1 protein-coding gene is annotated in these 10,334 nt (G+C 30.5%); it reads right to left on the bottom strand.

Features of this window, described 5'->3' with window-relative positions:
- Positions 1–5: 5 nt before the first annotated feature.
- Positions 6–10,229, bottom strand: a complete 10,224-nt coding sequence (locus A4F88_RS14805) for a non-ribosomal peptide synthetase (protein ID WP_068843424.1) — start codon at positions 10,227–10,229, stop codon at positions 6–8.
- Between the last annotated feature and the right edge of the window lie 105 nt (positions 10,230–10,334).

Genomic DNA, 10,334 nt, shown 5'->3' with positions numbered 1-10,334 from the left:
TTCCCTTATCTTTTTAATTTATTTATAGTTGGTAAATTCAGATCACTAGACAATTCCATTTCACCTATGCTTTTTTCAGAATTGTGCAATGCTTCTTGTAATATTTTTTTAAATAAATCTCCTAATTGTTTAATCTTAGAAGATTTAAACATTTCAGTTTTGTATTCGAAATTGACACTAAATGTTGTTTCTGACTCGTAAACATATATCGAGATTGGAAACTTACTGCTCTTATATCCTGATGTTACAGATGTAAAAGTGAGCTCTTTATTTTCTTCATGTCCCGGAAGAGGAACATCAACATTATTCATGATGTTTAAAACTATCTGGATTTTATCTGAAGATTTAGGATGAATGTTTTCTCTGATAGATTCTGTCGGGAGTTTTCCGTAACTGATTACATCCAGAATATGATTTTTTGATTCTTCCAGTAATTTAGTAAAAGACAATTCTGTACCATAGTCCAATCTTACAGGCAGTATATTGATATACGGACCTATCTGATCATCCAGCATATGACCTTCTCTCTGTGTAAAAATAAAGCCTATTAAAAAGTCTTTATTACCAGTGTATTTATAAAACAAAATATAGATCAAACTTGTAAAAAGTACTGAATTTGAAATTTGCTTTTTCTCTTTTATACTCTTTAAAAATGCACTTTGGTCCTTGTCAATATTTAAAAGATAATGGTTTCCTTCTGTGCCATAATTGCTTTTATGATAATCAACTGGTAATTCTAAGTTTAGAAGAGGTTTAAAAAATTGTTTTTTCCAGAATGCTTTTAAATTTTCATCTGTTTCTAATAAATTTGATTCCCAGGCAGCATAATCTTTATACTGAATTTTTAATGGTGCTAAAACATCAGATTTTGATCCGGATGTTAAATCTGAATAAGCCGCTAATAAATCATTTATCAAAACTACCAATGACCATTCATCTCCCGCAATATGATGAAGAACCTGATGTAGAATAACTTTAGTTTCCGATAGTAAAATCAGAGTAGCATTTAAAACTTTTCCTTTAGATATTTCTAAATATTTCTGAGTTGCATTTTCTACAATTGTTTTAACTTTTGGATCAGTTTCAGTTGTACTTTCTGATTTTAAATCTATTATCTCAATTTGAAAATTTATTTCATCCAGACTTAATGGTAATTGGCGCAATTGATTATTCTGATCCATAAAAACAGCCGTTCTAAGTATTTCGTGACGATTAAGAACTAAGTTGTAAGCTTCCTGTAATTTATCTATAATTACTTCTCCTTCTATTTTATAAGTAAAAGCAATATTGTGTGCAACAGAACCATTTTTATCAATTGAGGCTAACCATATTCGTTCCTGAGCTTTTGTAATAGAATAATCTGATGCCGCTTCGACTTTGCTGATTTTATTAATTCCTGAATCAAATTGATTATTCTCAATCATTCTGGCCTGATCGGCTAAAATTGGTTTTTTGTAAAGTTCTGAGAAAAGTAATTGTTTATTAAAAGTGCGTTCTATACTATTACTCAGTCTAATGAATTTTAAGCTGTTACCACCTAAGTCAAAAAAGTTATCTGTAATACTAATATTTTCTAATCCAAGTACTTCCTGCCAGATTAAAACCAATTTTGCTTCGATCTCATTTCGGGCTGACACATATTCTTTTCTTGTAATATCATTTCCTGATACGTCTGGGAGAGCCTTTCGATCAATTTTCCCATTAGAGCTTAATGGCAACTCAGTCAACTGAATATAAAATCCAGGTATCATATAATCTGGTAATCTGTCCTGAAGAAATTTACGAAGCTCTGTTTTATCAAGGACATCATTTGAAACTACATAAGCAACCAGAACTTTTTCTGAGTTTAACTCTTTGGCCATGACAACTACTTGCTGAACATTTTTGAAGGCTGTAATTGCATTTTCAACCTCACCCAATTCAATCCTGTTACCTCTTATTTTTACCTGATTATCAATTCTCCCTAAGTACGCAATCGAACCATCTGGCTGCCATTGAGCAACATCACCTGTACGATAAACATGATAACCTTCTCTAAACGGATCTGCAATAAAACGATCTTCTGTAAGTTCTGGAAGGTTTAAATAACCTCTGGCAACTTGTATACCGGATATTACTAATTCTCCCGGCACACCAAAGGCTTGTAATTCTAATGCATTATCAACAACATATATTTTTGTGTTTGCTATTGGTTTACCAATACTTACGCCTTCTTTTGATACTTCGACCTGAGTTAAATTTATAGCTGTTACATCAATTGCAGCTTCGGTTGGGCCATACAAATTGTGCAATTGTGCAGCTAAAAATCTTTCTTTACACTGCTGTGCTGTAACAACGGTCAATTCTTCACCACTACAAACAATGTGCAACAACGAATTGCCTTTTTCTTTTTCAACATTTTCTAGAAAAGAACCCAACATTGACGGTACAAAATGAATGATTGTAACTTGTTCCTTATCGATTACTTCCTGTAGATAAATCACATCTTTATGTCCTTCCGGTTTTGCTATAACAAGAGAACTTCCTGTAATAAAAGGCAGAATCAATTCCCATACTGAAACATCAAATGTATAAGGCGTTTTTTGAAGAAAAACTTCTTTATCCTCTACATCTAAGTATGCTTTCATCCAAACTAATCTATTGTATAAACCAGCATGATGATTTAGAACTCCTTTGGGTTTTCCTGTAGATCCTGAAGTATAGATACAATAAGCCAAATCATTTAAATTACTTAATTGAATTGTCGTTTTTGCATAAGAATCTTGATTTAATTTGAATTTATCCAATTCATTCTCATCAATACAAAGCTTAAGATTGGCATCTTTCGCGATATAATCGATCCTGTCTTGCGGATAATTAGCATCTATTGGCACATAAGCACCACCGGATTTCAGGATTCCGAAAATGGCAACGATCATACGCTCACTTCTTTCTAACTTAATACCAACCAGATCATTAGATTCAATGCCATGATTTTCGATTAAATAGGCTGCTAATTGGTTCGATTGGTCATTTAGTTCACAATAGGTAAGTTTCGTTTCATTAAATACAACGGCAATATTATCCGGAGTTTTAATAACTTGCTCGTTAAATAAATCAACAACTGTTTTATCTTTTGGATAAACTATATCTGTGTTATTAAAATCAAATAATAATTTTTGTTTTTCTGCTGGAGTTAAATACTCCATTTTATTAAGATTGTTATTAGTCTTAACAGCAAATTCGTTTACGATATTAAAAAAGTGGCTCACCAGATTTTTTATGAAACCTAAATCGAATAAATCTAAATCATACTGAAAATCAATTTTTAATGATGAAGATGAAGGAACAATGATTACGTTAAAATCATAATTAGTCTGTTCAAATAATTCTATTGAATTTTTTTGTCTCTCTGGGCTTATATCCGCATTTACATCTTTATTTTCTTCAACGAAATAATTTTCATAAACAAACAAAGTCTTAATTAATTCAGTTCCCAATATACTTTGTGCTTGTACATCTGACAGGTTCAAATAATGATGCGGAGTGCTTTCAATCGCTTCTAAATGCATTTTTTTCAGCATTGATAGCGGTGTGTCATCATTTGTATACTTTACACGTACCGGTATTGTATTGATAAAAAGACCAATCATTCTTTCTGCCTCTGATAACTCAGCAGGACGACCGGAAACAACAGATCCAAAAACGATATCCTGGGTGTTATTATATCTTGAAAGTAAATATCCCCAAACACCCTGCATAAATATATTAGGTGTTATTTGTATTTGCTGACATATTTTTATCACATTTTCATATAATTCTCCTTCTATTTTACATGATTCATATCCAATTTTAAATTGGGCAGTTTTTTGCTTTTTATTCTTAAACGGAATATCACTAACGGTATCAAAATCGCTTAAATATTGTTTCCAATAATCTGCAGACAATGTTTTATCCAGTTTGGATAACCATTTTAAATATTCTGAATATTTTGCCGGTTCCGGCAATGCAATTGTTTCATTTTTAACAATAGAAGTTACAATACTGTTAAAATCATTTATTAGAATATTCAAGCACCATCCGTCCATTAATATATGATGATAACTCCAGATAAATTCATAGTATCCTTTGCTTAAGTCTACTATTTTTAAACGCATTTGAGTAGGTTTCGCAAAATCGAACCCTATTGATTTATCTTTTTCTTTTATAGATAGTAAACAATCATCAATGGATGAATTATCATCAATTTTTTCGTAACTAAAATTAATAGTTCCTTTTTCATGAACTATTTGCAGCGGAACTGTACTGTAATTGTTTACAAAACTAGTTCTAAGAACTGCATGTCTGTCAATTAAATAAGTATAGGCTTCTTCTATTTTTTTTATATCAAAATGCTCAGAATATAATCTGTATGTTGCCTGATTAAAATAGGTATGGCTGGATTTGTCAACTAACCAATAATAATAGAAACCTTGTTGCAACGGAGATAATTCGTAAATGTCCTGAACGTTTTTATCAACATCAATTTCTAATAATTCCTTATATGATATGTTTTTATACGTTAAATCAGATGGTGTTAACTGATTATGTTTTACTTCAGATAATTCAACTACTAAACTTATTAGCTTTTGTTTATAAGATGTTATTAGTTTTTCAATAGTAATCTCATTAAATAAAAGTGTCGAATATTGTATTGACATTCTTAATTCACCTGAAACAATCATTCCTGAAACATATAGCAACTCTTCTGTTTGTTTGTTCGTTGGTGATCCAATTCTTTCTGATGAAAATCCAAACAAAGATTCTTCTTTATTTCCTCCAACACTATCTCCAAAATCTCCTAGATAATTAAATTCAATACTTGGTTTTAGTTTGTTTAAAAATCTTTTGTCCAAATAATTTAATATTCCATAACCAATTCCTTTGTTTGGTATTTTGCGTAAAGCTTCTTTAACCACGACAAGTTCATGTCCATTTGAATCTGAAATATCTAAAACAAATGGATAAACGCTAGTAAACCAACCTATTGTATTACCAATATCAATACCATCAATTATTTCTTCACGCCCATGACCTTCCATTTTAATGATACTCTTGTTTGTTCCAAAAGTCTCTTTGATAGCTAGTGCCAAGCCGGTTAATAGTAAATCATTAATCTCTGTTTTGTAAACATCATGTATTTGGGTTAATAATTTCTGTGTTAAAGATGGATCTAAAGTTAAATGACTGGTTTTATCTTTTATAGAAACATTATCAACAGATGTATTATCAATTGGCAATAGCTTTATTTCTTCTTTGGAAACCTGCTCCCAATACAATCTTTCCAATTGCATTTTTTTACTCTTTGCGTACTCTTTTAAAGATGCTGCCCAATCCTTGTATGAATTTGTTTTTAATGGCAATTTATGAACACTGCCTTTTTCTAAAGATTGATAGATATTAGAAAAATCTTCCAGTAAAATGCGCCATGAAACTCCATCAACAACAAGATGATGAATAATTAATCCCAAACGGTCTCCATCTGACATTCTAAAGTGACCTATATGAAAAAGAACTCCTGAACTAATATCAAAACTGGATTGTAATTCATCTCCAATTCTGTCTAATGAAGCCAACTCATCAGATTCATTTCTTAAATCATAAAAATTAATTTTATAATGCATTCCGGATGTATCATCATTATATTGCGACCAGATACCATTTTCGAATTTGTAAACCATGCGCAATGCATCATGATGTGCCACTAATGCTGCTATCGAATTGTTTAATATAGTTGGATCTATTAATGATTTACTTTTTAGAAGTAAAGATTGATTGTGATGATTTTTATTAGATAACACTTCACTTTCAAAGAAGTAATATTGAATTGGTGTTAACTCTACTGCGCCTATTACTTCTGACTGATCAATAATAACAGTATTATTTTCTACCAATTTTGCCAGATCTTCTACAATTGGATTTCGTAAAACCTGCTCTACTTTTACAGTATATCCTCTTTGTTTTAATAAAGAAACTATACGAATAGATTTAATAGAATCTCCTCCCAGATTATAAAAACTATCCTTTACACTTATCTTATCATACCTCAACACTTCAGACCAAACAGCTACGATAAGCTCTTCTTCTTTTGTTCTTGGTGCAACATACAGATCTTTAATCAGGTCTTTATCATCAACTGCAGGTAATGCTTTTCTATCTGCTTTTCCGTTAGGAGTTAACGGAATCGAATCTAATTGCACATAGTAACGGGGAAGCATGTAATCTGGTAAAACTTTGCTTAAATTATCTTGCAAAACTTTTTTATCTATATTGTTTTTTGAAACAAAATAGGCAACCATAAACTTATCATTTCCTTTTTCTTTGACAACTACAACTGACTGACTAATTAAATCCTGATTTGAGATAATTTGTTCTATTTCTCCCAATTCAATTCTAAATCCGTTTAATTTAATTTGGCTGTCATTTCTTCCTAAAAAGTCTAAAGTTCCGTTTGGCAGCCATTTTGCGACATCGCCAGTTCTGTAAAACTTTTTATTTTTGTCAATAAAGTCTAATGTTATAAACTTATCATTTGTTAATTCTTCTTGTTTGTAATATCCTCTTGACAATCCGTCTCCACCAATATAAAGTTCTCCTTTTACACCTAAAGGACATAATCTTTTATGATCATCTAATATATATACCTGAGTGTTTTGAATTGGTTTTCCAATGTTCAGTTTTATATTTTCGCTAACCTTTTGAAACGTTGACCAAATAGTTGTTTCGGTAGGTCCATACATATTATATATAGCTGCATTAGATTTTAATCTGATTTTGTTCAATAAATCAGTAGTAAAATTTTCTCCGCCAACTATAATGTTTTTAAGTGACTTTATAAATTCTGCAGAATTAGTATCATCAAGCAAAGCTTCAAGATATGATGGTGTTATCTGGATAGAACTAAAACTGCTTTTTGCATTTTCATTCTTATTCTTTGTAAAATAAGATTTTAGTCTGGTAAGGTTTTTAAGGTTTTCTATAATGATATTTTCATTGATTCCAAAATCAATTAAACAAGCTACTTCAGTTACACCAATATTATAAATTTCATTAAGCAGTCCCATACAAGACTCTTCTGTTCCTAAAAGAGCTGTAGTTTTCCAATATCTTTCAAAAGCAATATCTAATATAGTTTCTATATCCTGCTCACCCAATATCTCTTTATCTAAATCCTTCGCTATATTTTTAATAAGCCCGGCACTTGTTTTTAGATATTGTTTAAAAGGGGTTTTTACAATTTTTTCTACTTCATTAATATCATTACCAATAAATGTGTGAATCATTAATGAAATTTTTGCTTCATCTACAGAAAATCCGTTTTCTAGTAAACTTTGCTTGTATATAGCAATATTCTTTTTTAGCTCGCTTACTTCCTGCCCTAAAAGATGTGTCAATATATTTGCACCAATTTTACCTGCACTTCTAAAAGTTTCAGCGTTTCCTCCTGAAGTGATATAAATTTTAAGATCCGGATTTATTGGTTTTGGATATATTTGTAATTCAACCTCTTCATTTAAACCATTTTTTCTTTTAAATTTACCTCCTTTCCAGATTTTCTTTAATTCATCGATCTGATTGTACATTATCTTCTGTTTTTCAAGATAATTTTCAGGTTTAAAGATAAAGTCATCGGGATGCCACCCTGAAGCTATAGATAAAGCCACTCTCCCATTTGATAAATTATCAACAACAGACCATTCTTCAGCTACTCTTACTACGTCATGCAATGGTAAAACAACACTTCCCGATCTAATTTCAATATTTTTTGTAGAGTTGGCAAAAGCAGCACCAAGCAATGAAGGGTTAGGAAAAATACCTCCAAATTCATGAAAATGTCTTTCTGGAAACCAAACAGCAGTATAACCGTTTTCGTCTGCATATTGAACCGTTTCTTTTACTAAGCCATACTTATTTTGTACATTGTCATTATCATTAGAGAAATAAAATATACTGAAATCAAGATTTTTTGTACTTGATTCTACAAATCTGTCAAAATCACCAATAGCATGATTTTTATTTATTCTTATAGTAGTACCATTTGTCAAAGTCCAAAAAAGCTCTAATACAGAGATATCAAAAGAAATAGATGTTATGGCTAATAATTTATCGTCGTCGTCTAAATTTATTGATTTAGTCATGCCGAATAAAAAGTTGACAACACTTTTATGTTCAATCATTACTCCTTTAGGATTTCCTGTTGATCCTGAAGTATAAATAACATAGGCTAAATTATCCGAAGTATTCTTTTTTTCAGGATTTAGCAACGAATATTCTTTTTTCTGGCTAAAAAATGATTCAAATTCCTTTTCATCAAGAACTAGCTTACTGTTGCTGTTTTGTTCTATATATTCTATTCTTTCTTTAGGATAAGCAGGATCTATTGGCACATATGCTGCACCTGATTTTAATATTCCTAAAATGGAAATAAGCATTTTATCGCTACGTTCCTGTTTTATACTTATTAGATCATCTGGTTGAATATTATAGTTTTTTCTTAAATAATGTCCTAGCTGATTTGCCTGCTCGTTAAGTTGCTTATAAGTAAGTTCTTTATTTTCGAAAACTACTGCAACAACATTAGGTGTATTTGCAACTTGTTCTTCAAATAAATCTATTATGGTTTTGTGTTTAGGATAAGCTATTGATGTGTCATTAAAATCAAACAACAATTGCTTTTTTTCTTCGACAGATAAATAATCGATATCCTTTATTGCTTTATCAGGGTATTCTAATACTTCATTAATTATACGCTTGAAATGATGAATCAACTGTTCGATCATTTCATATTCATACACATCTTCATTATAAGTTGTAATAAACATTAAAGAATTTCCAACTTCCTGGAATTCAAAATCCAAATCAAAGTTAGATTTTCTTATACCTGAATCTATAACTGTATTAAAGCTATTCTTGTCTATTCCTAAAGCATTTTTTCCATCAATTATATTATGAAAGGTAACCATAATATCAAAAAGAGAATTTCTACTTACATCCCAGACCAAATTCAAATCACTAATTAAAATATCAAAAGGATATATTTGATGCGAAAAAGCATCTAAAGTTGATTTTTTTACATTTTCAAAAAAAGCGGCATAGCTATCTTCCGGATTTACCATAGTACGCAATGTCAATGTATTAACATAAAAACCAATCTGATTCTCTAAATCTGAATCTTCTCTTCCGGCAACAGCCGTACCCAGTATTATATCTTGTTGCGAAGTATATTTGTTTAAAAGAATTTTTAAAACGGATAAGAGTGTCATGAACAAACTTCCACCATTTTGCTTGCTAAAATCTTTAAGTTTAGTCGTTTGCTCAGGAGATAAATACGTTTTTAAAACATGACCATTATAAGTCATAACTTTAGGTCTGGTTTTAAGGCTTGGTAAATCCAGTCTTGGTAAATCGCCTGAAAGTTGCGTAGTCCAAAAATCTTTATGCTGATTGTAAGTTCCTGTTTCTATTGCTGACAACTGCCACGATGCATAATCTTTATATTGTATTGGTAAATCTTCCAGAGTACATTTTACTCCTGATTTGACAGACTCATAATATGCAAATAAATCTCTCTCTAATATGTTTAATGACCAACCATCAGTAATGATATGATGCATGTTGTAGTAAAAAACATATTGGTCGTTTGTTAGTCTTAAAAATGCTATTCTTAGCAAAGGTCCGTTCTCAAGATCAAACACTATATCATTATCGTCCTGAATATACTTTGATACTTTTTTATAGCCGTCTTTTTCTTCTCTAAAATCTATGTGATCTATTTTAAGCTTTAAATCTTCATCACTTAATATCCATTGTCTTATTTCTCCCTCATCATTTAATTTAAAAACGGTTCTCAGTATTTCGTGACGCTTGACAACATTAAGTACAGCAGTTTCCAGAATATGAATATCATAATCTCCACTTAATTCTACCTGATTGCATATATGATATGCTTTAGAATTTTCTTCGATCTGACTTTGAATCCATAGTCTTTTCTGAGCATGAGAAATGGGGTAACTTTGTTGTAATCCCATACTTTTAATCCCCTTATCTGCATTGGAATGCTTAGTAAGAAAGTTGATTAACTTTTCTTTATTTGCTTTTAACTTATTAAGTAATTCATCATCTATCTCTCCATCAAAATTGATTTGAAGATTATTATTTTTCAATGACACCTTGATACTCTTATCCTCTAATTCTTTAACTAAATCAAACATTCTGATTGTATTTTATTTAAATTTTACAATTAAATTCAACTACTATGGAAACTTATCTTTAGGCTCACTATTAATAAATACAATCAGTATCTATTACTTTTTTTT

This window comes from Flavobacterium chilense (genome assembly GCF_001602525.1).
Lineage (GTDB): Bacteria > Bacteroidota > Bacteroidia > Flavobacteriales > Flavobacteriaceae > Flavobacterium > Flavobacterium chilense.
Note: the sequence above shows the minus strand (reverse complement) of the source record. Positions and strands in the feature narration are given on the sequence as shown.

Excerpts from the sequence above, each read along its gene's own strand:
- A4F88_RS14805 (WP_068843424.1), bottom strand. The coding sequence starts at position 10,229 with ATGTTTGATTTAGTTAAAGAATTAGAGGATAAGAGTATCAAGGTGTCA.